Annotated in this window: 16 protein-coding genes; 7 read left to right on the top strand and 9 right to left on the bottom strand. The window is 66.0% G+C overall.

The window, feature by feature from the left end:
- Positions 1-63 precede the first annotated feature (63 nt).
- Both NJG22_RS06315 and fdhD read right to left on the bottom strand, forming a co-directional pair.
- Entirely contained in the window at positions 64-2409 is a 2346-nt protein-coding gene (locus tag NJG22_RS06315; protein ID WP_253093259.1) for an FdhF/YdeP family oxidoreductase, read from the bottom strand.
- 8 nt (positions 2410-2417) lie between these two features.
- Positions 2418-3245 carry a formate dehydrogenase accessory sulfurtransferase FdhD gene (gene fdhD / locus NJG22_RS06310; protein WP_217851150.1) on the bottom strand — a complete coding sequence of 276 codons (828 nt, stop codon included), beginning with the start codon at positions 3243-3245 and terminating at the stop codon, positions 2418-2420.
- Between the two features lie 174 nt (positions 3246-3419).
- On the opposite strand from fdhD, the gene lysM reads away from it, so the two are divergent.
- Entirely contained in the window at positions 3420-3860 is a 441-nt protein-coding gene (gene lysM, locus NJG22_RS06305) for a peptidoglycan-binding protein LysM (protein ID WP_253093258.1), read from the top strand.
- Positions 3861-3929: 69 nt separating this feature from the next.
- Here the strand turns inward: lysM and yrfG are convergent, their stop codons facing one another.
- Entirely contained in the window at positions 3930-4592 is a 663-nt protein-coding gene (gene yrfG / locus NJG22_RS06300; RefSeq protein WP_253093257.1) for a GMP/IMP nucleotidase, read from the bottom strand.
- Positions 4593-4656: 64 nt separating this feature from the next.
- Here yrfG and nudE point away from each other — a divergent pair, with 64 nt between their 5' ends.
- Positions 4657-5223: an ADP compounds hydrolase NudE gene (gene nudE, locus NJG22_RS06295; RefSeq protein WP_253093256.1), complete on the top strand. Its 567-nt coding sequence runs from the start codon at positions 4657-4659 to the stop codon at positions 5221-5223.
- The gene (cysQ, locus tag NJG22_RS06290; protein WP_253093255.1) at positions 5220-6053 is read left to right on the top strand and encodes a 3'(2'),5'-bisphosphate nucleotidase CysQ; all 834 of its coding nucleotides are present in this window, start codon (positions 5220-5222) and stop codon (positions 6051-6053) included. The genes nudE and cysQ overlap by 4 nt, the downstream gene beginning before the upstream one ends.
- Before the next feature lie 130 nt (positions 6054-6183).
- Here cysQ and NJG22_RS06285 read toward each other — a convergent pair whose 3' ends face one another.
- The 3 genes from NJG22_RS06285 to NJG22_RS06275 are packed head-to-tail and all read right to left on the bottom strand — an operon-like array spanning position 6184 to position 9856.
- The gene (locus NJG22_RS06285) at positions 6184-6639 is read right to left on the bottom strand and encodes a YiiD C-terminal domain-containing protein (RefSeq protein WP_253093254.1); all 456 of its coding nucleotides are present in this window, start codon (positions 6637-6639) and stop codon (positions 6184-6186) included.
- Entirely contained in the window at positions 6636-8045 is a 1410-nt protein-coding gene (locus NJG22_RS06280; protein WP_253093253.1) for a sigma-54 dependent transcriptional regulator, read from the bottom strand. Before NJG22_RS06280 ends, NJG22_RS06285 begins: the two co-directional genes overlap by 4 nt.
- Complete coding sequence (locus tag NJG22_RS06275) at positions 8042-9856, bottom strand: ATP-binding protein (protein WP_253093252.1); 1815 nt, start codon at positions 9854-9856, stop codon at positions 8042-8044. Before NJG22_RS06275 ends, NJG22_RS06280 begins: the two co-directional genes overlap by 4 nt.
- Before the next feature lie 223 nt (positions 9857-10079).
- On the opposite strand from NJG22_RS06275, the gene NJG22_RS06270 reads away from it, so the two are divergent.
- The 3 genes from NJG22_RS06270 (at position 10080) to NJG22_RS06260 (ending at position 14670) form a co-directional block, all read left to right on the top strand.
- Positions 10080-12980: an aminotransferase gene (locus NJG22_RS06270; protein WP_253093251.1), complete on the top strand. Its 2901-nt coding sequence runs from the start codon at positions 10080-10082 to the stop codon at positions 12978-12980.
- A gap of 200 nt (positions 12981-13180) precedes the next feature.
- Positions 13181-14287 (top strand): agmatine deiminase, encoded by a 1107-nt coding sequence (gene aguA / locus NJG22_RS06265; protein ID WP_253093250.1) that lies wholly within the window; start codon positions 13181-13183, stop codon positions 14285-14287.
- 185 nt (positions 14288-14472) lie between these two features.
- On the top strand, positions 14473-14670 hold the full coding sequence (locus tag NJG22_RS06260; protein ID WP_253093249.1) for a hypothetical protein: 198 nt from the start codon (positions 14473-14475) through the stop codon (positions 14668-14670).
- 408 nt (positions 14671-15078) lie between these two features.
- Here the strand turns inward: NJG22_RS06260 and NJG22_RS06255 are convergent, their stop codons facing one another.
- Positions 15079-17169, bottom strand: a complete 2091-nt coding sequence (locus NJG22_RS06255) for a TonB-dependent siderophore receptor (RefSeq protein WP_253093248.1) — start codon at positions 17167-17169, stop codon at positions 15079-15081.
- A 566-nt stretch (positions 17170-17735) separates the two neighbouring features.
- Between NJG22_RS06255 and NJG22_RS06250 the strand changes: the two genes are divergently transcribed.
- Positions 17736-19040 (top strand): OprD family porin, encoded by a 1305-nt coding sequence (locus NJG22_RS06250; RefSeq protein WP_253093247.1) that lies wholly within the window; start codon positions 17736-17738, stop codon positions 19038-19040.
- Positions 19041-19070: 30 nt separating this feature from the next.
- On the opposite strand, the gene NJG22_RS06245 is transcribed toward NJG22_RS06250, so the two are convergent.
- Together NJG22_RS06245 and NJG22_RS06240 are read right to left on the bottom strand one after the other, a co-directional pair.
- Entirely contained in the window at positions 19071-20735 is a 1665-nt protein-coding gene (locus tag NJG22_RS06245; protein ID WP_253093246.1) for an FMN-binding glutamate synthase family protein, read from the bottom strand.
- A 161-nt stretch (positions 20736-20896) separates the two neighbouring features.
- Positions 20897-22825, bottom strand: coding sequence for a type VI secretion system tip protein VgrG (locus NJG22_RS06240; RefSeq protein ID WP_253093245.1), 1929 nt, complete (start codon positions 22823-22825; stop codon positions 20897-20899).
- Between the last annotated feature and the right edge of the window lie 2 nt (positions 22826-22827).

The raw sequence follows: 22827 nt of genomic DNA, 5'->3' as shown, positions 1-22827 counted from the left end.
GCCGCTGCGCGCCCCATCGCGACACAAGGCCGCTCCTACAGGGCCGTGCGTCTGGAGCACGGATCAGACAATCCGCCCGTCGTCCCGCGCCCGCTCCAGCTTGATGGCGATGAACTTCGAGGTCGGCGTGTGGCTGCCATCGCCGATGCTCTCCAGCGGCACCAGCGGGTTCACCTCCGGGTAGTAGGCCGCTGCCTGCCCCGCCGGAATATCGAACGCCAGCAAGGTGAAGCCATGCACCCGGCGCACATGGGCATCCCCCCACAGCGAGACGATGTCGACCTTCTGCCCCGGCTGGAAGCCCAGGCGCACGATGTCGGCCTCGTTGACGAACAGCACGTCGCGCTGGCCACGCACGCCGCGGTAGCGGTCGTCCATGCCGTAGATGGTGGTGTTGTACTGGTCGTGGGAGCGCATCGACTGCAGGATCAGGTCCGGCACCTGGCCGCTGGCGCGCACGCGTTCGTCGAGCAGGCTGTCGGGCAGCAGGTTGGCCTTGAAGTTGGCGCGGCCGCTGGCGGTCTTCCACTGGCGGCTGCCGGCGCTGTTGCCCAGGTAGAAACCACCGGGCAGGCGCAGGCGCTGATTGAAGTCGGCGAAACCTGGGATGGTGTCGGCGATCAGCTCGCGGATGCGGTCGTAGTCGGCCACCAGCCAATGCCAGTCCACCGGCTGCTTGCCCAGGGTGGCGGCGGCGATACCGGCGACCACCGCAGGCTCCGAGCGCATCTGCCGGGACAGCGGCTTGAGCTGGCCGTTGGAGGCATGGACCATGCTGAACGAGTCTTCCACCGTCACCGCCTGCGGCCCTTCGCCCTGCAGGTCGATATCGGTGCGGCCCAGGCACGGCAGGATCAGTGCCTGCTTGCCGTGCACCAGGTGGCTGCGGTTGAGCTTGGTGCTGATGTGCACGGTCAGCTCGCAGTTGCGCAAGGCCTGGGCGGTGCGCTCGGTGTCCGGGGTGGCCTGGGCGAAGTTGCCGCCCAGGCCGATGAACACCTTGGACCGGCCTTCGAGCATGGCGTGGATCGCCTCGACCGTGTTGTGGCCGTTGTGGCGGGGCACGGCAAAGCCGAAGCGCTGTTCCAAGGCATCGAGCAGCGCCACCGGTGGGCGCTCGTTGATGCCCATGGTGCGGTCGCCTTGCACGTTGCTGTGGCCCCGTACCGGGCACAGGCCGGCACCCGCCACGCCGAGGTTGCCGCGCAGCAGCATGAGGTTGACGATTTCCTGGATGGTCGGCACCGAATGGCGGTGCTGGGTGATGCCCATGGCCCAGCACATGATCACCCGCTTGCCCTTGCAGTACATGCGCGCCGACAGCTCGATGTCGGCCAGGGTCAGGCCCGATTGCGCCTGGATCTGCTCCCAGGACGTGGCGTCGACCACCGCCAGGTACTGCGCCACGCCATGGCCATGTTCGGCGATGAAGGCATGGTCGAAGATCGCCGGCTCGCCCTTGGCCTGTGCTTCGCGTTCCCACTGCAGGAGGAACTTGGCCATGCCGCGCAGCAGCGCCATGTCGCCACCCAGGGCCGGGCGGAAGAAGGCCGTGTTGGTCGGGCGGTCGCTGTTGGTCAGCATCTCCAGCGGGTTCTGCGGGTGCTGGAAGCGCTCCAGGCCGCGTTCCTTGAGCGGGTTGACGCAGACCACCTGGGCGCCGCGCTTCACCGCGTCGCGCAGCGGGTCGAGCATGCGCGGGTGGTTGGTGCCGGGGTTCTGGCCCCAGACGAAGATCGCATCGGCGTGTTCGAAGTCATCGTAGGTGACGGTGCCCTTGCCCACGCCGACGCTCTGGCCCAAGGCCACGCCGCTGGCCTCGTGGCACATGTTCGAGCAGTCCGGGAAGTTGTTGGTGCCGTAGGCGCGCACGAACAGCTGGTAGAGGTAGGCCGCCTCGTTGCTGGCCCGGCCCGAGGTGTAGAACTCGGCCTGGTCGGGGCTGGTCAGGTCGTTCAGGTGACGGGCGATCAGGGCGAAGGCCGCGTCCCATTCGATCGGCTGGTAGCGGTCGCTGAGCGGGTCGTAGACCATCGGCTCGGTCAGCCGGCCCTGGTACTCGAGCCAGTAGTCGCTCTGCGTGAGCAGCGCGCTGACGCTGTAGCGGGCGAAGAACGCCGCGTCGACGCGGCGCTTGGTGGCTTCCCAGTTGACCGCCTTGGCGCCGTTTTCGCAGAACTTGACCATGCCGCTCTCGGGCGAGTCGCCCCAGGCGCAGCCGGGGCAGTCGAAGCCGCCGTTCTGGTTGGTCTTGAGCAGGGCGCGGATGTTCTTCAGGGCATTGTCGCTGCCGACCCAGGCCTTGGCCACGCTGCGCAGTGCGCCCCAGCCGCCGGCGGGGCCGGGGTAGGGTTGGTAGCGGGGGGAGGCGGCGGGGGCGTTGTCGGGCAGTTTTTCGTACGAGGTCACGGCTGTTGCTACTCCGCCGCTGGGCTGAAGACCCGCGGTGCGCTGTGTTTGGGCAGGTGGATGAGGTTGAGGTTGTGCTTGCGCGCCCATTGCAGGGCAAGGCCGGTGGGGGCCGAGAGGCTGACCAGGGTCTGGATGCCGGCGCGCAGGACTTTCTGGATCAGCTCCAGGCTGCAGCGGCTGGTGACGATGGCCAGCCCACCTTCGCTGTCGATGCGCTGGCGCAGCAGGGCGCCGATCAGCTTGTCCAGGGCGTTGTGCCGGCCGATGTCCTCGCGGCCCAGCAGCAGCTGGCCGTCGCGGTCCATGAACAGCGCCGCGTGCACCGCGCCGCAATGCTGGCCGAGGGGCTGGAAGGCATCGATGCGCTGGCGCAGGTCCTTGAGCCAGTGTGCTGGCGGCAGCGGCGCCCCGGGCAGCACGTTGAGTTCGGGCAGCGCCTGCTCCAGGGCTTCGACACCGCACAGGCCGCAGCCGCTGGTGCCGGCCAGCTGGCGACGCTGGTCCTTGAGGTTCCAGAACGCGCGGCTGGAGATCTCCAGGTCGGCGTACAACGCCGAGCCGCTGCCGGAGAGCTTCACGTCGTAGATTTCATCGGTGCTGGCGACGATGCCGCTGCCGACGCTGAAGCCCACGGCGAAGTCTTCCAGGTCGGTGGGGCTGACCAGCATCACCGCCTGGTTGAGGCCGTTGTAGACGATGGCCAGGGCGACTTCCTCGGCCAGCGGGGTGCTGTCGCGACTCGCGTCGGACAGTTGGGCGTAGTCGTAGGTGTTGCTGGCGGCGGGCAGGGCGAGGGGCGTGGACGCCGCGCAGACCGGTGGCTTGCTGTTCATCGGGGTGAATACCGGCTGGCAGTTTGACCCCACCAGCCTAGGCCTCTGGGCCGAGGGCGTCTAATCGCTAGCGTCTATCCCGTGATAGAGCGCGTCGATCAGCCGCAGGGCGGCGGGTTGGGCGATCCTGGCCTAGACTGCTGCTTCCATGGATTCATCATCAAGGAGCGCCACATGAGCCTGTTCAGTTTCGTGAAGGAAGCCGGCGAGAAGTTGATCGACCTGCTGACACCAGGTAATGCCAAGGCCGAGGAGCAGTTGAAGAAGCACGTCCAGGACGTTGGCCTGGGCAACCCGAACATCTCCGCCACTGTAGAGGGCGACAAGGTGATCCTCAAGGGGGAGGTGAGCAGCCAGGAAGAGAAGGAGAAAATCATCCTGGCCGCGGGCAACATCGCCGGCGTGGCCTCGGTGGACGACCAGATCACCGTTACCGGGCCGGTGGCTCAGGCGGCGCGGTTCGTCGAGGTCGAGAAGGGCGACACCCTCAGTGCGATTTCCAAGCGGGTCTATGGCGACGCCAACAAGTACAACAAGATCTTCGAGGCGAACAAGCCCATGCTGAAGGACCCAAATAAGATCTATCCGGGGCAGGTATTGCGTATTCCCGACTGACGTCAGCGCGGGGCAAGCCCGCTCCCACGCCGAGGCACTCGTGGGCGCGGGCCTGCCCCGCGATAGGGCCTACAGCCCCGTCAACAAATCCCGATAATTCTCCAGCGCCGCAAACTCCTGGGTGTCACGAGGTTCCGCCCGGCTATCCGGCTGGCGCACCGCCAGCAGATGCCCGACGCCAAACTGCCGGGCACTGCGCAGGATCGCCAGGGTGTCGTCGATGAACAGGCTGCGCGCCGGGTCGAAGCCGATGTCCGCCTGCAACGCGTCCCAGAACTGCGGGCTCTCCTTTGGGTAGCCGTAGTCATGGGAGCTGATCAGCCGTTCGAAATACGGCGCCAACTCCACCCGCTCCAGTTTCAGCGACAGCGAGTCGCGGTGCGCATTGGTGATCATCACCACGCGCTTGCCTGCCTGACGAACGGCGGCCAAGAAGGTGTCGGCGTCGGGCTTGAGCGCGATCAACTCGGCGATCTCCTGCTTGAGTGCGCGAATCGGCAGGCGCAGCTCGCGGCTCCAGAAATCCAGGCAGTACCAGTTGAGCGTGCCGGCGTGGCGCTCGAACAGCGGTTGCAGCTCCATTTCGGCCATGGCCCGGCTCACGCCATGCAGCTCGGCATAGCGCTGGGGCAGGTGCTCCAGCCAGAAGCGGTTGTCGTAGTGCAGGTCGAGCAGGGTGCCGTCCATGTCCAGCAGGACGGTATCGATGGCAGACCAGGGAAGAACGGGCATGGGAAACTCTCGATCAGTCGGCAAGCCACGGTATAGTAACCCGTTCACGCCAAGGAGCCGCCCCATGCGCCAGAAACCCACCGTCCTCAATCGCGAGATTGTCGCCAGCAGCCGCCTGTTCCGTGTCGAAGCCGTGCAGTTGCGCTTCGCCAACGGCGCCGAGCGCACCTACGAGCGCCTGGTCGGGCGTGGCAATGGCTACGGCGCGGTGATGGTCGTGGCCATGCTCGACGCCGAGCATGCGGTACTGGTCGAGGAGTACTGCGGCGGCACCGACGAATACGAGCTGTCCCTGCCCAAGGGCCTGATCGAGCCGGGCGAAGACGTGCTGGCCGCCGCCGACCGCGAGCTCAAGGAAGAGGCCGGGTTTGGCGCGCGCCAGCTGGAGCACCTGACCGAACTGTCGCTGTCGCCCGGCTACATGAGCCAGAAGATCCAGGTGGTGCTGGCCACCGACCTGTACGAAGAGCGCCTGGAGGGCGACGAGCCCGAGCCGATGCGGGTCGACAAGGTCAACCTGCGCGAACTGTCGGCCCTGGCCATGCACCCGCAGTTCACCGAGGGCCGGGCGCTGGCCGCGCTGTACCTGGCCCGTGACCTGCTGATCCAGCGTGGGGCGCTGAGCGTATGAGCGACCGGCAATTGATGCAGGGCGTGGTGCAACTTGCCTTGCGCGCGGGCGAGGCGATCCTGCCGTTCTGGCGCGCCGACGTGGCGGTGAGCAACAAGGCCGACGACTCGCCGGTGACCGCCGCCGACCTGGCGGCGCACCGGGTGATTGCCGATGGACTGCTGGCGTTGGCGCCCGAGATCCCTGTGCTGTCCGAAGAAGACTGCGACATCCCGCTGGCGACCCGTGAAAGCTGGCAACGCTGGTGGCTGGTCGATCCGCTGGACGGTACCAAGGAGTTCATCGCCGGCAGCGAGGAATTCACCGTCAACATCGCGCTGATCGAGCGCGGCGAAGTGGTGTTTGGCGTGGTGGCCATGCCGACCAATGGCCGCTGTTACTACGGCGGCCGCGCCCTGGGGGCTTGGCGTGTGGAGCGTGATGGCGCCGCGCAGCCGATCCAGGTACGCAACGCGCCGGCGCAGGGGACGAAGTTTACCGTCGTCGCCAGCCGCCGGCATACCAGCGCGCAGCAGGAGACCCTGCTGGCCGGATTGAGTGGTGCGGTGGGTGAGCTGGAGTTGGCCAATATCGGCAGTTCGCTGAAGTTCTGCCTGCTGGCCGAAGGCAGTGCCGACTGTTATCCGCGGTTGGCGCCGACTTCGCAGTGGGATACGGCGGCTGCCCAGGGCGTGCTGGAAGGGGCCGGGGGCGAGGTGATCGGGCTGGATGGATCGTCGTTCCGGTATCCGGCGCGGGAGTCGTTGCTCAATCCGTTTTTCCTGGCGTTGCCCAAGGCTGCCGGCTGGCGGCAGGCGTTGGTCGAGCTGGCAGACGCGATCCGAGCTTGAGATAGCCGGGGCTGCTTTGCAGCCCATCGCGACACAAGGCCGCTCCTACAGGGGGTCACGTTTCCCTGTAGGAGCGGCCTTGCCGAGGCGTCGGACCGGTCGGAAAGGGGTGCGAAGCGCCCCCAAGCCTTCAGCGATGCAAAACGTACTGGCCAGTGAATTTCACGGCAGGCTCGTCGTACCCCTCGTTGCTCACCACTGTCTCCAGCGTCAGCCGCGCCCGCCCGCGACGCTGGTACATGGTCAGGAACCGCTCCCAGGTCTTCTGGTCCGGCGCCGGGCACTGTGCCACCGCCGTACCGGTGACCGGCAGCGGATAACTGATCTGCCCCTCCTGGATGACGATATGCCCGTCATCGATGCCCAGTTCGCGCAAGCGCAGGTGCAGCCAGCCCCACCCCACCAGCACCGCGGCGCAATACAGGCTGCCGCCGAACATGGTGCTCTTGTGGTTGACGTTGGGCGCCAGCGGCAGTTGCAGGCGCAGGCAGTGGCCGTGCCAGTCGAGCACCTGCATGCCCATCTCGCGGGTCAGTGGGATATCGCCGTGCAGCACGGCTTGCAGGTACTGGCTATCGCTACTCATTGACGGTTGTCCTCCTGGTCGTCGTGCCCGCCGCTGCCGCCTTCGAAGCTCAGGCCATGCTTGCGCAGCTTGTCGTGCAAGGTCTTGCGCGGTATGCCGAGGGCTTCGGCGAGGCTGCGCATGGAGTTGTGCGGCTGGTTCAGCTCAGCGGCGATCAGCGCGCGTTCGAACTGCTCGACCTGCTCGCTGAGGTTGCCGCTGGGCATGGGCAGCGCAGTGCCAGCGGTGGCGCTCGGCAGCTGGCCGTCGAGGGCCAGCTCCAGCCCCAGGGCGAAGCGCTCGGCGGCGTTCTGCAGTTCGCGCACGTTGCCCGGCCAGTCGTGGCGCAGCAACAGCGCGCGTTGCGCCGGTTGCAGGCTGTGTGCTGGCAGGCCGTGGCGCGTGCTGGCGGCGTCGGCGAAGTGCTGGAACAGCACCAGGATGTCGTCGCCGCGTTCGCGCAGCGCCGGGATGCGCAATGGCGCAACGTTCAGGCGGTAGTACAGGTCGGCGCGGAAGCGCCCCTGGTCGGCGGCCTGGCGCAGGTCTTCCTTGGTCGCGGCGATGATGCGGATATCCAGCGGGATCAGCTGGTTGCCGCCGAGGCGCTCGACCACCCGCTCCTGCAACAGGCGCAGCAGCTTGACCTGCACGTCGAGGCTCATGCTCTCGATCTCGTCGAGGAACAGCGTGCCGCCGTTGGCGAACTCGAACTTGCCGATGCGGCGCTTCTGCGCGCCGGTGAACGCCCCCGGCTCATGGCCGAACAGCTCGCTCTCGACCACCGACTCGGCCAGGGCGCCGGCGTTGATCGCCACGAACGGCCCGTCCCGGCGGCTCGACAGGTCGTGCAGGGCGCGGGCCACCACCTCCTTGCCGGCGCCGGTCTCGCCGAGAATCAGCACATCGGCACGGGTGGCGGCCAGGGCGCCGATCTGCTCGCGCAGGCGCTGCATGCCCGGCGACTGGCCGACCAGGCGCGTGGCCAGTTGCTGGCGGTCGCTCAGGGCCAGGCGCAGGCTGCGGTTGTCCAGCACCAGGCGGCGCAGGGCCAGGGCCCGGCGGACGCTGTCGAGCAGAGCGTCGCTGGCGAAGGGTTTCTCAAGAAAATCATAGGCCCCGGCGCGCATCGCCTGCACCGCCAGCGGCACATCGCCGTGGCCGGTGATCAGCAGCACCGGCAGTTCGTTGTCGCGGCCATGCAGTTGCTCGAGCAGTTGCAGGCCATCGATACCGGGCATGCGGATATCGCTGACCACCACCCCCGGCCAGTCCTGCTCGATGCGCGCGGCCAGGCCCTGGGCATCGGCCAGCGCCACTACCTTGAGCCCGGCCAGGTCGAGGGTCTGGCTCAGTGCCTGGCGCAGGTGGGGGTCATCGTCGACCAGGATCACCTGGGCGCGGCTGTCGATCAGTGTCTCGGTCATGCCGAGGTGTCCTCCGAGGATTGCAGGTTGGCGCCGGGCTTGGCCACGCGCATGCGCAGGGTCAGCAGGGCGCCGCCTTCCGGGTGGTTGCCCAGCAGCAGCTCGCCGCCCAGCGCGTGCATCAGGCTTTCGCAGATGGCCAGCCCCAACCCCAGGCCCTGGGTGCGGGTCTTGGTGGTGAAGAACGGCTCCTTGGCATGCTCCAGGGCCTGGCGACTGAAACCTGGCCCATTGTCGCGAATGTACAGGTAGACGCAGTCATCCTGGCGTTCGGCACTCAGCCACAGCTTGCGCGGGTTGGCTTTTTCGGTAAGGGCGTCGAGGGCATTGGCCAGCAGGTTGCCCAGTACCTGGCGCAGCCGCGTTTCGCCGGCCTGCACCCACAGGGTGGCCTCGGGCAGGTCGCGCACCAGCTCCACGGCCATGGCCCGGCGCCGCTTGGCCAGCAGTGCCAGGGCGTCGTCCAGTGCCGGTTGCAGGGCCACGCTTTCCGGGGCGTGCTGGTCGCGGCGGGCGAAGGCGCGCAGGTGGGTGATGATCGAGGCCATGCGCCCGGTCAGTTCGCCAATCAGCTTGAGGTTGCCGCGCACATCGTCGGTGCGTTGGTGGTCGAGGAGAATCTCGGCGTTCTCGGCGTAGCTGCGGATCGCCGCCAGCGGCTGGTTGAGCTCGTGGCTGATGCTCGCCGACATGGTGCCCAGCACCGACAGCTTGCCGGCCTGGACCAGTTCGTCCTGGGCGCGCACCAGCTCCTGCTGGGCATTCTCCCGCTCCAGCACGGCGCTCTTGAGCCGGGTGTTGAGGCCCTCCAGGTCGGCGGTGCGTTCGATCACGCGGTTTTCCAGCTCCTGGCGGGCGCGGGCTTCGAAGTCGATGCGGTCGATGTAGTGGCGTCGGCGCTGCATCACCAGGCCGGCCAGCAGCATGGTCACCAGCAGCGCGCCGGCGCCGATGGCCATGACGGTCTGCACCGAGCGGTCCACCAGCTGGCGCGGGGCGAGGATGCTCACCTGCCAGCCGGTCTCCTGGATGTTGCGGGTCTGGATCAGCCAGGCGTCAGGGTTCAGGCTCAGCGGTTGCGGGGCCTGGGTCGGGTAGGGCTGGATGGCGATGATCGCCTGGCGCTCGGCATCGCTCAGCGCGCGGGTGGCGCGAAAGCGCCAGTCCGGGCGCGAGGTGAGCACCACCACGCCGTTCTGGTCGGTCAGCAGCAATTGCTCCGGGGTGCGGCCCCACAGGGTTTCGGTGTGGTCGAGGTCGACCTTGACCACCAGCACGCCGATGACCCGCTCACGGTCGTGCACGGCGGCGGCGAAGAAGTAGCCGCGCTTGGCCGAGGTGGTGCCCTGGCCGAAGAAGCGCCCCAGGCGGCCTTCCATGGCTTCGATGAAGTACGGGCGGAACGAGAAGTTGCGGCCGACGAAGCTGTCCTGCTTGTCCCAGTTGGAGGCCGCCAGGGTATTGCCGCTGACGTCCATCAGGTACATCACCTCGGCGCCGGTTTGGTGGGCGATGTCCTTGAGCAGGCGGTTGGCGTTGGTCACCGATTCCAGGCGCAACGGGTCGGCCAGCACGCCACGCAGCGCCGGCAGGTCGCCGAGGATCTGCGGCAGGGTCTCGTAGCGGTGCAGGGTGCCGAGCAGGTTGGCCACGTAGAGGTCGAGGGTCTGGCGGTTCTGCGAGGCCAGTTCGTCCTGGTAGTATCGCTGCGCCAGGTGGTGCAGCGGCCACAGCAGCGGCGCCAGGCACAGCGCCAGCAAGGCCAGGCTGCGCCAGCGGGGGCGGCGTGGAGGCGTGGGTCTTGGAATCATCGCGGTCGTCGCGCCAGAAAAAGTCTGGCGCAATTATGCGCTACTTCAGGCAGTCGATCAGCGCTTCGTGTTGATGCCATGGGGCCTTGCGCCTGTCCATGGCGTTGCCAGGGCAAGCCAGGTATTGGGCCGTGCCGCGCGAGTGACGCGCTGATTGTGCGCTGGCAGCTTGCCAAGCGGCCTGACTGATGGCGATATACAGGAAAAAAACGAGGCTTCCTGCATGTCCCTCTCTACCCTGCTCCAGCGCTCCAGCCTACCGGCCCCCCTGCTTGGCGAGGCCCAGGCCCATGCCTTGTTGCGGGCGCACTACGATCTGCAGGGCAGCCTGCGGGCCCTGGGCAGCCAGCAGGACCTGAACCTGCGGGTCGACTGCGGGCAAGCGCGTTTCGTGCTCAAGGCCTGCCATGGCAGCTACGCCCAGGTGGAGCTGGAGGCCCAGCATGCCGCGCTGGAGTATCTGCGCGGGCAGGGCTTGCCGGTCCCGGCCGTGCGCCCGGCCAGCAATGGCGAGGGGCTGCTGGCGCTGGACATCGAGGGGCAGGCATTGCGGGTGCGGCTGCTGGAGTACCTCGACGGCGAGCCGCTGACGCGTTTGAAGCACTTGCCGGCGCGGGTGATCGCCGAGCTGGGCGCGCTGTGCGCCAAGGTCGACCTGGCGTTGGCCGGCTTCGACCACCCGGGCCTTGAGCGCACGCTGCAATGGGATCCGCGCCATGCCCAGGCGTTGATCGGCCATTTGCTGTCGGCGGTGCGGGATGGCCAGCGCCGTATCCGGATCGAGCAGGTTGCACGTGAGGCCGGTGAACGTTTGCAGCCGTTGATCGATAAGCTGCCGATCCAGGCCGTGCACCTGGACATCACCGATGACAACGTGGTCTGGCTTCGTGATGAGCAGCGCCAGTGGCAGGTGCGAGGTGTCATCGATTTCGGCGATCTGCTGCGCACCTGGCGCGTTGCCGAGCTGTCGGTGACCTGCGCGGCCTTGTTGCACCACGCCGAAGGCGATCCGCTGCGCATCCTCCCGGCGGTCAGCGCCTACCAGGCGCTCAACCCGCTACAGGACGCCGAACTGCGGGCATTGTGGCCGCTGGTCCTGAACCGCGCCGCGGTACTGGTGCTGAGCAGCGAGCAGCAATTGGCGATCGACCCCGGCAACCAGTACATCCGCGACAACATCGACCACGAGTGGGAAATCCTCGATACCGCCTGCGCGGTGCCTGCCGAGTTGATGGAGGCGGCGATATTGCAGGCGGCAGGGCGTGGCCCAGATGCCGTGGATTTCACCGGTTGTGCCCGGTTGCTGCCGAGCCTGGCCGGGCACGCGGTAACCCAGGTCGACCTCGGCGTGCTCAGCGCGCATTGCGAGGCCGGCAACTGGGAGCAACCTGGCTTCGACCAGCGCCTGCTCGCGGCCCAGCCCGGCCCGGCCTGTAGCCTGCACGGCCAGTACCGGTTGTCGCAAACCCATATCGACCGGCCCGAGGAGCCGGCCACCTGTGCCCTGGGGGTTGAGCTCAACCTGCCGCCCGGCACCGCCTTGCAGGCCCCCGAGGCCGGAACCTGGCAGCGCAGCGGCGAAGGCCGTGGCTGCCTGCGCACGGCGCACTGGAGCCTGTGGCTCAATGGCCTGGAGCAGGCGCCGGCCGATGGCCAGGCGTTGGCGAAGGGCCAGGCGCTAGGCGCCACCTGTGGTTTGCTCAGTGTGCAGCTGTGCCGGGTGGCGGATCTGCAGCCGCCGTTCTTCGCCACGCCATCGCGTGCCGCCGCCTGGCTGGCGCTATGCCCGTCGCCACGGGTGCTGCTGGGCTTTGCGTGCGACGCCGAACCCTTGGCCGACCCCCAGGCCCTGCTGGCCCGTCGCGATGCCAGCTTTGCCCGCTCGCAGAAGCATTATTACGCCCAGCCGCCGCACATCGAGCGCGGTTGGCGCAACTACCTGATCGACATGCAGGGCCGCTCGTACCTGGACATGCTCAACAACGTCGCGGTGCTGGGCCACGGCCATCCGCGCATGGTCGCCGAATCGGCCCGGCAGTGGTCGCTGCTCAACACCAACTCGCGGTTTCACTACGCGGCCATCGCCGAGTTTGCCGAGCGCCTGCTGGCGCTGGCGCCACCGGGCTTCGACCGGGTGTTCCTGGTCAACAGCGGCACCGAGGCCAACGACCTGGCGATCCGCCTGGCCTGGGCCTACAGCGGCGGGCGCGACCTGCTCAGCGTGCTGGAGGCCTACCATGGCTGGTCGGTGGCCACCGATGCGATTTCCACCTCCATCGCCGACAACCCACAGGCCCTGGAGACCCGCCCGGACTGGGTGCACCCGGTGGAGGCGCCAAACACCTTCCGTGGCCGCTTCCGCGGAGCCGACAGCGGCCCCGACTACCTGCGCGATGTCGAGGCCAAGCTTGCCGACCTCGATGCCCGCGGACGCCAGTTGGCCGGCATCATCTGCGAGCCGGTCTACGGCAACGCCGGGGGCATCTCGCTGCCGCCGGGCTACCTGCGCCAGGCCTATGCCCAGGTACGCCAGCGCGGCGGCGTGTGCATCGCCGACGAGGTGCAGGTCGGTTACGGACGCCTGGGCGAGTACTTCTGGGGCTTCGAGGAGCAAGGCGTGGTGCCCGACATCATCACCATGGCCAAGGGCATGGGCAACGGCCAGCCACTGGGCGCGGTGATCACCCGTCGGGAGATCGCCGAGGCACTGGAGGCCGAGGGCTATTTCTTCTCGTCCGCCGGCGGCAGCCCGGTCAGTTGCCGTATCGGTATCGCGGTGCTCGATGTGATGCGTGACGAAGGCCTGTGGGACAACGCCCGGGAAGTGGGGCGCCATTTCAAGGCGCGGCTGCAGGCATTGGTCGATAACTATCCGCTGGCCGGCGCGGCCCATGGCTCGGGGTTCTACCTGGGGCTGGAACTGGTGCGTGACCGCCAGACCCTGGAGCCTGCCACCGAGGAAACCATGCGCTTGTGCGATCGCCTGCGCGATCTGGGGATCTTCATGCAGCCGACCGGCGACTACCTGAACATTCTCAAGATCAAGCCACCGATGTGCACCACGCGGGCCAGCGTGGACTACTTCGTCGATAGTGTGGAGCGGATCCTCGCCGAAGGGCTTTGACCTTTTGCCAGCCTTCATGATCGATTGTTATCGGTCATGAAGGCGTTATCGTGGCGAAATATTTTACACAAAGCGCTTTAAAGTCGATATTTATCGGTTGTAATATCGGACCAATAGCCTGCCACCTATACTGGCGGGCCTGCACCTTATCCGCTCACCGACCTGGCGCCCCTGGCCCCGGGCCTTCGCAGAGGTTACCCATGAAGACCCTCAACTCGACCCCCCGTGCCGATGGTTTCCACATGCCCGCCGAGTGGGCACCGCAGACCCAGGTGTGGATGGTCTGGCCAGAGCGCCCGGACAACTGGCGCCTGGGCGGCAAGCCTGCGCAGGCCGCGCATGTCACCCTGGCCAAGGCTATCGCCCGCTTCGAGCCGGTGACCGTGGCGGTTTCCGCCGGCCAGTACGAGAACGCCCGGCGCCAGCTCGAGCTGCCCAACATCCGTGTGGTCGAGATCAGCAACGATGACGCCTGGGTGCGCGACACCGGCCCGACCTTCGTGATCAACGACCAGGGTGAAGTGCGCGGCGTGGACTGGGGCTTCAACGCCTGGGGTGGCTTCGACGGCGGCCTGTATGCACCGTGGAACCGCGATGAAGAGCTGGCGGCCAAGGTCATGGAGATGGAGCGCGTGCAGCGCTACCACACCGAAGGTTTCGTGCTCGAGGGCGGTTCGATCCATGTCGACGGCGAAGGCACCCTGATCACCACCGAGGAGTGCCTGCTCAACCGCAATCGCAACCCGCACCTTAACCGCGAGCAGATCGAGGAGATCCTGCGCGAGCACCTGTCGGTGCAGACCATCGTCTGGCTGCCGGACGGCCTGTACAACGACGAGACCGACGGCCACGTCGACAACTTCTGCTGTTACGTAAGCCCCGGCGAAGTGTTACTGGCCTGGACCGATGATCCCCAGGACCCCAACTATGCACGGTGCCACGCCGCCTACGAGGTGTTGAAAAACAGCCGCGATGCCAAGGGCCGGGAATTCGTGGTGCACAAGATGCCGATCCCCGGCCCGCTGTTCGCCACGGCCGAAGAATGCGCCGGCGTCGACCAGGTGCTCGGCAGCCAGGCGCGTGACCCGTCGGTGCGCCTGGCCGGTTCCTATGTGAACTTCCTGATCGTCAACGGCGGCATCATCGCCCCGAGCTTCGACGACCCGGCCGATGCCCAGGCCAGAGCGATCCTGGCCAAGGTGTTCCCGGACCACGAAGTGGTGATGATCCCAGGGCGCGAATTGCTGCTGGGCGGCGGCAATATCCACTGCCTCACCCAGCAGCAACCGGCACCGTTCAAGCGCTGATCTGCCTGGTGGCAAAGAGCCCGTCCGTCGACGGGCTTTTTTGTGGGTGATGCACGCTGGCCGGGGTTAATGGCATAGCTTTTGTATTGGCTTTTTCGTGTGTTTCAGGGAGAGGAGAGCCGCACCTTTTTGTAACAAACCTTAGTTAAGTTAGCCGCTCACGGCCCCAGGGAGTGCGTGTTGAAATGAATGCAGCGAGTGAGTCGGCTTTGCGCCCACTGGCAGTGAATCATCAGTCGCTCAGGATGTTGGCGCAGTGGTTGAAACACCATGGAAGCAATCGGGTCAGGACGACCGACCCACGACGCCTGCTGGACGGGCGATACCCTCAAGGCTTGATCAGCGACGCCGAGCTCGAAGCTCTGCTGGCGGTCTGGCACTGACCGGGAAGGATCCCGTTGCAATAAAAAACGCCACCGCGCAAGCGGTGGCGTTTTCGTTGGTCGGCTGAGGCCCGCGTCCCTGTGACCACCCGCGAGCCGCGGATGAGTGCACTGTAGGAGCGGCCTTGTGTCGCGAAAGGGCCGCGAAGCGGCCCCGGCGATCGACGCGGCGTAGCTGAAACCTGGGGCCGCTGCGCGCCCCATCGCGACGCAAGGCCGCTCCTACAGGTTCGGTTGGGCGGGTCGGAAGGTATACGCGAGCCGCGGATGAGTGCACTGTAGGAGCGGCCTTGTGTCGCGAAAGGGCCGCGAAGCGGCCCCGGCGATCGATGCGGCGTAGCTGGAACCTGGGGCCGCTGCGCGCCCCATCGCGACGCAAGGCCGCTCCTACAGGTTCGGTTGGGCGGGTCAGAAGGTGTAGCTGCCCGTGACCACCAGGCTGCGCGGGTCGCCGAACTGGATCTGCGAGCCACTGGTGGCCGAGCTGTAGTAGGTCTTGTCGGTGATATTGCTCAGCGCCGCGCGCACATCCCAGTCATGGGTGCGGTAGCCCGCCAGGGCATCCCAGCGACCATAGCCGGGCAGCACGATGGTGTTGGCGTTGTCGGCGTAGCGGTCGCCGACCAGGGTCAGGCCGGTCTCGGCATACCAACCCAGCTCCGGTTTCCAAGTCACGAACAGGCTGGCGTTACGCTTGGCCACGTCGTTGATGCGGTTGCCTTCCTGACCGCTGTTGTCCTTGACGATGGTGGCATCCTGCAGGCCGATACCGCCTCGTACGTACCAGTTGCCAACCACATTGCCGGTGGCGGTCAGCTCGATGCCGCGCGAACGTTGCAGGCCACTCAGCAGAATGATTTCGGGGTTCTGCGGGTCGCGGGTACGGCGGTTGTACAGCTCCAGCTCGTAGGCGGCGAGGGTGGTGCTCAGGCGCTCGTCGAACCACTCGCTCTTGATCCCGATTTCCTTCTGGCGGGTGAGCTCCGGGTCGGTCTGGTTGGCATTGCCGGCAGCGCCGGGGGTGATGCCGATCAGGCCGCCACCGACCGGGGAATAGCTCTTGCTCCAGGAGGCATAGAAGGAGTGCTCGCGCCACGGCGTGTAGACCACCCCCACGCGCGGGCTGAAACTGTTGTCCTTTTGGGTCTCGGCAATGCCGCGCATCTTGTTGGTGGTCTGCACCTCGAAGCGGTCGAAACGCCCGCCCAGCAGCACTTGCCATTCATCGTTCAGGCGGATCTGGTCTTGCAGGTACAGGCCAGTGCTGTCGACGTCGGTGACGTTGTTGCTGAACAGCTTCATCGCCCCGTTGTGCCGATTGGCCGCGCTGGAGCCACCGATCGGCACGCCGGGCACACCGACACCCTGGTCGAGGCGTGAGTGGCGACGTTGCTCGCCCACTTCCAGGCCCACCAGCAACGTGTGCTCCAGGCCGTAGGTCTGCACATGGCCTTCGAGTTCGACGGTGTTGTACACATTGCGCGTGCTCAGGTCCTGCAACCAGCGCTGGCGCCCGACCATGCCGGTCGACGGGGTGTAGCCGGTGAGGTAGGTATTGTCGAAATCGCTCTCCAGCTTGAACAGGCTGAAGGTGTGGCGCAGCTGCCACTGGTCGTTGAGGTCGTAGTTCAGGCGCGAGCGCAGCGATTGCGCGCGGTCGTCGATGTAGTCGCGCTGGGTGTCGCCGTAGGTGGTCTTGCGGCTGACGTCGGCCGGGCGCCCGGTCAACGGGTTGCCTGGGATGCCACGGTCCGGGGTGCGGTTGTAGCGGCTGTACTCGTATTGCACCAGCCAGTTCAGGTCGGGGTTCAGCTGCCAGCTCATGGACGGCGCGAACAACTGGCGGTGGTTGCCGTCGATGCCGTCACGGAAGCTGTTCTTGTCCTCGTTGCCCAGGTTCAGGCGCAGGCTCAGGGTGTCGCTGGGGTCGGCGCTGAGGTCGGCGTACAGGCTGCGCAGGTCCTGGCTGCCGCCCTGGGCCTCGACGGTCGAGCGGCGGCCGTGTTCCGGCGCCTTGCTCACCCGGTTGACGATGCCGCCCTGGCTGCCACGGCCATACAGCACCGCCGCCGGGCCCTTGAGTACCTCGACCCGTTCGATGTTGTGCAGATCACGGGTGTACTGGCTGTCGTCGCGCACGCCGTCCAGGTAGAAGTCGTTGCTGGCGTCGAAGCCGCGGATGCGCAGGCTGTCGAAGCGGGTGTCGGCGCTGCTGCTGACGTTGGGGATGCCCTCGAGCGCCTTGCCCAGGTTGCTGCTGCCGTAGTCCAGCACGTTGCGCGTCTTCACCGAGTCGATGGCCTGGGGCACGTAGCGTGCCGGGGTCGAGGTACGGGTCGCGGTGGTCACTTCGCGCACGCGTGGGTTGTCTTCCTCGCGGGTGCTGTCGGCGGTGACCGCGGTTTCCGGCAGGGTCGTGGTGGCGGCGGTGGCCAGGCCGGCGCTGCACAGCAGCGACAGGCCCAGGGTCAGGGGCGAAAGGCGGCAAGGGGCAAGCATTACGGGCGTCCGGGTTGGCTAGTGAGAAATTGGGCGCGAATGGTAATGCTTGCTATTTGCTATTGCTCGCCTATTCGTAAAGGCTTGTCTTTACATATGTATCAGTTTGTAACATTCGTTCGGGTGGCTTTTGCGAATTCGCCTATTCGCCTGCAAGTCCGGCTCCTACGCCGTGATGCATGCTTTTTGTAGGCGCCGGCCTTGCCAGCGAAGGGGTCAACGTCGCGCGATCCATATGACAGTTGTGCGTTTGTCGCCGGCTTTGCACAAAAGAGACAAATTTGCGCTGACCCACGGCAGATATGCATGGAAATGCACCAGCGCCGACCTGGTTTTTGGTTATATCAACCTGCATTTCACGATTTTTTGACATGTATAAGCAGGCAAGGCTAGGATTCGGCGTCTACGCCTGCTGGCCATGACTTGGCCATGCGGCTGCAAGGCCCGTTGCAGACCATCGACGGGCCTTCCGGCTTGGATCCGCATAGCGTCGAACCTACGAAGGGGCGTTGGTTCCTGGCGTTCTAATGCAGAGCGTTTTTGAATACTTAATAAGGAAAACAAACATGTTGAAAACCAGGATCAGCCTGGTCGCCCTGGCGATGATCGCCGCGACCCAGGCACAGGCCAATGAGCAGGCCGAAAGCAAGGGCTTCATCGAAGACAGCCACGCCAACGTCCTGCTGCGCAATGCATTCATCAATCGTGACAAGAAGCACGACAGCAACGACCAGTCTCAGTGGGGCCAGGCCTTCATTGGCAACTTCTCCTCCGGCTTCACCCAAGGCACCGTAGGTGTAGGCGTTGACGCCTTCGCGCTTTACGCCGTGCGCCTGGATGGCGGCAAGGGCCGCAACGGCGGCGGTGGCATCGATTTCTTCAAGCGCGAAAACACCGTCAATGAGCGCAAGCGTAGCGACGCGGCCAATGACCTGTCTCGCGCTGGCGCGGCGGTCAAGTTCCGTGTCTCCAACACCGTGCTCAAGTACGGTGACCAGATGCCGACCCTGCCGGTACTGCAATACGACGATTCGCGTCTGCTGCCAGAAAGCTTCAGCGGTACTTCGATCACCTCCAAAGAGATCAAGGGCCTGGAGCTGAATGCCGGTCGCTTCACCAGCGAAGTGCAGAAGAGCGCCCAAGGCCATGACAGCGGTCGTCTGAAGGCAATCAACGTATTGGGCGGTAGCTACAAGTTCACCGACAACTTCACCGCGTCGCTGTATACCGCCGACAACGAAGACGTGATGAAGAAGCACTACCTGGGCATGAACTACGTCTACCCGATCGCGGCGGACCAGTCCCTGACCTTGGACTTCAATGGCTACAAGTCCAAGCTCGACAAGAAGTTCATCGAAAAATGGGGCATGCGTGAGGGTGACCAGGACAACACCATCTGGAGCCTGGCGGCTACCTATGCGTACGGTCCTCATTCGGTGACCATCGCACACCAGCGCAGCACTGGCGATACCGGTTACAACTACGGCGGTTACCAGCGTGATGGTGGTTTCGGCGACGGTGGCTCGACCATCTACCTGGCCAACTCCTACTGGTCCGACTTCAACGCAGAAGACGAGCGCTCCTGGCAGATTGGCTACGGCCTGGACTTCGGCGCCTTCGGCGTGCCAGGGCTGACCTACAAGGTCGCCTACGTGCGTGGTGATAACATCAACACCCACGGCAATGGTGAAGGTAAAGAGCGCGAAATCTTCAACCAGCTGCGTTACGTCGTACAGGAAGGCCCAGCCAAGGACCTGTCGGTCAAGCTGCGTAGCTCCTTCCTGCGTACCTCGCGCAACGTCGCCGACTTCTACATGGACGACGGCAACGAAGTCCGCGTATTCGTCGAGTACCCGATCAGCATCTTCTGATCCTGATCCCGCGTCACCCGCAGCCCCGGCCTATGCCGGGGCTGTTTCTTTGCGGCGCGGGGCGAGCGCTGCCTGCGCCACTTCGCCCGTCTCTGGCGCAAAGCTGTCGCTGCGTGCCATCCGCCACATCCGCGCGTAGAACTCGCTGTCGATCGCGCCGCTGAGCAATTCCCCCGGTTTGAGGAAGGTGTGCAACTGCGAGAACAGGCTGATCTCGCTGGGGCTGATGCGCCGCGCCAGGTGCTTGGGCTTGAGTTCGGCGGGGTGGTCCAGGCCCGCGGCGGCGAGCATCTCGGCCAGGGCATGCAGGGTATTGCGGTGGAAGCTGGCGACCCGCTCGGCCTTTTCCGGCACTACCAGCGCGCGCTGGCGCAGCGGGTCTTGGGTGGCCACCCCGGTCGGGCACTTGTTGGTGTGGCAGCTTTGCGACTGGATACAGCCTATGGCGAACATGAAACCGCGCGCCGAGTTGACCCAGTCGGCGCCGATGGCCAGCACGCTGGCGATGTCGAAGGCGCTGACCAGCTTGCCCGCCGCGCCAATGCGCACGCGCTCGCGCAGGTTCAACCCGACCAGGGTGTTGTGCACGAACATCAAGCCCTCGCGCAGCGGCACTCCGATGTTGTCGGAGAACTCCCGGGGCGCCGCGCCGGTGCCGCCTTCCTTGCCATCGACGACGATGAAGTCCGGGGTGATGCCGGTGGCCAGCATGGCCTTGGCGATGCCCATGAACTCCCACGGGTGGCCCAGGCAGAACTTGAAACCCACCGGTTTGCCGCCAGACAGCTCACGCAAGCGGGCGACGAACTGCAGCAACTCCAACGGCGTGCGGAAGGCGCTGTGCGCCGCTGGCGAGATACAGTCCTCGCCTTCACGTACACCGCGGGTCGCGGCAATCTCGGCACTGACCTTGTGCCCCGGCAGGATGCCGCCATGGCCCGGCTTGGCGCCCTGGCTGAGCTTGATCTCGATCATCTTCACCTGAGCGTCGCGGGCCTGGTTGGCGAAGCGCTCGGGGTCGAAGCGACCATCCTCGGTGCGGCAGCCGAAGTAGCCACTGCCGATTTCCCAGATCAGGTCGCCGCCGTGCTCGCGGTGATAGGGGCTGATGCTGCCTTCGCCGGTGTCGTGGGCGAAACGTCCAAGGTGCGCGCCCTTGTTCAGCGCGGCGATGGCGTTGGCGCTGAGGGCGCCGAAGCTCATTGCCGAGATATTGAAGATCGACGCCGAGTACGGCTGGCTGCACTGCGGCCCGCCGATGCGGATGCGAAACGACGCCGGGTCGGGCATCTGCACCGGCAGCATCGAATGGCTGATGAACTCGAAGCCGGGCTTGTAGGCGTCGTTGAGCGTGCCGAAGGCTTTCTCGGCGCTTTCGTTCTTGGCCCGGGCATAGACCAGCGAGCGCTGGGCGCGGGAGAACGGCAGCTTGTCGTCGTCGCCCTCGATCAGGTACTGGCGGATCTCCGGGCGGATGGTTTCGATCAGGTAGCGGATGTTGCCCAGGATCGGATAGTTGCGGCGCACGGCGTGCTGGGCTTGGCGCAGGTCGTTGAGGCCGACCAGGCTGAGCAGGGCGCAGGCCAGGGTGACGGGCCAAAGCCAGCTGTGCTGGGCGAGCAAGGGCAGGCTGGCGAGGGTGAACAGCAGGCACAGGGCCAGGCAGGCGTAACGGCTGAGGAAGGCGGCTTTCATGGGTCCATCGCAGACGGGGTGACCGGCCTAGGATAGGCAAAGCCGCGCGGTGGAAAACCTGGGTGATTGGTAAAACACTGTTACCTGCAAGCGAGGCTTGTCGGTTCTGGCCCCATCGCGGCGCGTGGGAGCGGACTTGTTCCGCGACGAGGCCCTCGCCGCTACTGCTTGAACACCTGCTTCACTCGTCCGTCGATCTCGCCCTTGTCGCCCTGGCCCGAGGCCTTGGCCTGCGGGCCGCCGCCCAGGTTCAGGTCGAGCTTGCCATCGGTGTTGATGATCCCGTCCGCCGTTGCATGGATATTGAACTGGGTGCAGCTGATATTGATGGTGCCGTCCGACTTCAGCTCGATCACGCTGTCGCCACAGACCAGGCGGATCTGGTCGCCGGCATCCATCACGTAGTTGCCGTGCACGCTGTCGCGCTTGTCGCCACCGACCAGCAGGATGTCGCGCTGGCGCACCGAGCGCAGGCGGTCCTGGCCGATGGTCACGGTCTCGATCATGCCCACGGTCTTGACCCGGCTGATGCCTACCGACAACGTCTGGTTCTGCTCCACCACCGTGTCCATGTTGCGTTCGGCATGCACGTACAACTGCTCGGCGCCCTTCTTGTCCTCCATGCGGATTTCATTGAAGTTGGCCGGGCTGCCGCCCTTGCTCGAGCGGCTCTTCATGCCGCTTTGCGTGGCGCTGCCGGGCAGGTCGTAGGGCACCGTCTGCTCGGCGTTGTAGACCCGCCCGGTGATGATCGGCCGGTCGGGGTCGCCTTCGAGAAAACTGACGATCACCTCCTGGCCGATGCGCGGTACCTGGATCGAGCCCCAGTTCTTGCCCGCCGTGGCTTGCGACACGCGGATCCAGCACGAGCTGTTCTCGTTGGACTGGTCGTGGCGATCCCAGTGGAAGTGCACCTTGACCCGGCCGTACTGGTCGGTCCAGATCTCCTCGCCAGAAGGGCCGACCACCACGGCCGTCTGCGGGCCCTTGACGATCGGCCGCAGGGTGCTGCCCACCGGGCGGTAGCTTTGCTGGGCGTCGATGCAGCTGAGGTTGCTCTCGAACTGCGCCGCACCGCTGCCGCCGCCGCTCTCCAGGCGCTCCTGGTGCACGTAGTAGCGGGCGGCGACGATCAGGTACTCGCGGTTCTGGTCCTGGCGGCTGAAGTTGCTCAGGCTGAACAGGTGGCCACTGCCCAGGCCGCGGGCGTTGCCGCGCAGCTCGACGCGCTCGTGCAGGCTCTGCAGCGACTCCAGGCGGGTGCGGGCGTAGTGCTCGCCGTCCTGGGTCTGCTCGTAGGCGCCGGGGTAGTCGTACAACGGGTAGTCGCCGGCCTGGTGCGGGCGCGGCATCGCCGAACGCACGTCGATGCGCGCGCTGGGGCGCTGGAAGTCGTAGTCGTTGAGCTCCAGCGAGCCGGGCTGGACCTCCTGGGCCAGGTGCCAGTCGTTGATATGGTCGCGCTCGCGGTGCTGGCCGTCCGGCGGGTAGTAGGGCACGGTCTCGTAGCCGGGCACTTTCTGGTGCGCGCCATAGGCGTCGGCGAGCACCAGCACGTGGCGCTCCTGCTCATGGCGGAAGAAGTAGTAGATGCCTTCTTCCTCCATCAGCCGGCTGACGAAGTCGAAGCTGGTCTCGCGGTACTGCACGCAGTATTCGCGCTCGCGGTAGTTGCGGCTCAGGGCGTCCTCGAAGTCCGAGAAGCCCAGGTCGCGGAACACCTGCTTGATGATCTGTGGCGCGCTCTGGTGCTGGAAGATCCGGCAGTCGCTGGTGCGGGTCAGCAGCCACAGCCACGGGCGCAGGGTGACTCGGTAGGCGGCGAACTGGCCCTGGTCCACCGACTGGCTGCAGCGGGCGACGATGCCGTGGAAGTAGCGCGAGCTGCCGACGCTCTGCTGCACGCTCAGGCTCATCGGCTTGCCCAGCAACTGGTTGAGGTCGATGGCCGGGTCGTCGCTGGTCAGCTGCAGCTCGAAGTCGAACAGGCGGCCGAGTTCCTCGCTGCCGCCCATTTCGGCAAGGATCAGCTTGTCCGGCCCCAGGGGGCTGTTGATCTGCGCCAGGCGCGTGAACTGCTTGAACAGCATGA

Source organism: Pseudomonas sp. VA159-2 (genome assembly GCF_024126635.1).
GTDB lineage: Bacteria > Pseudomonadota > Gammaproteobacteria > Pseudomonadales > Pseudomonadaceae > Aquipseudomonas > Aquipseudomonas muyukensis.
The sequence above is the reverse complement of the archived record's forward strand: the minus strand, read 5'-3'. Positions and strand labels throughout refer to the sequence as shown.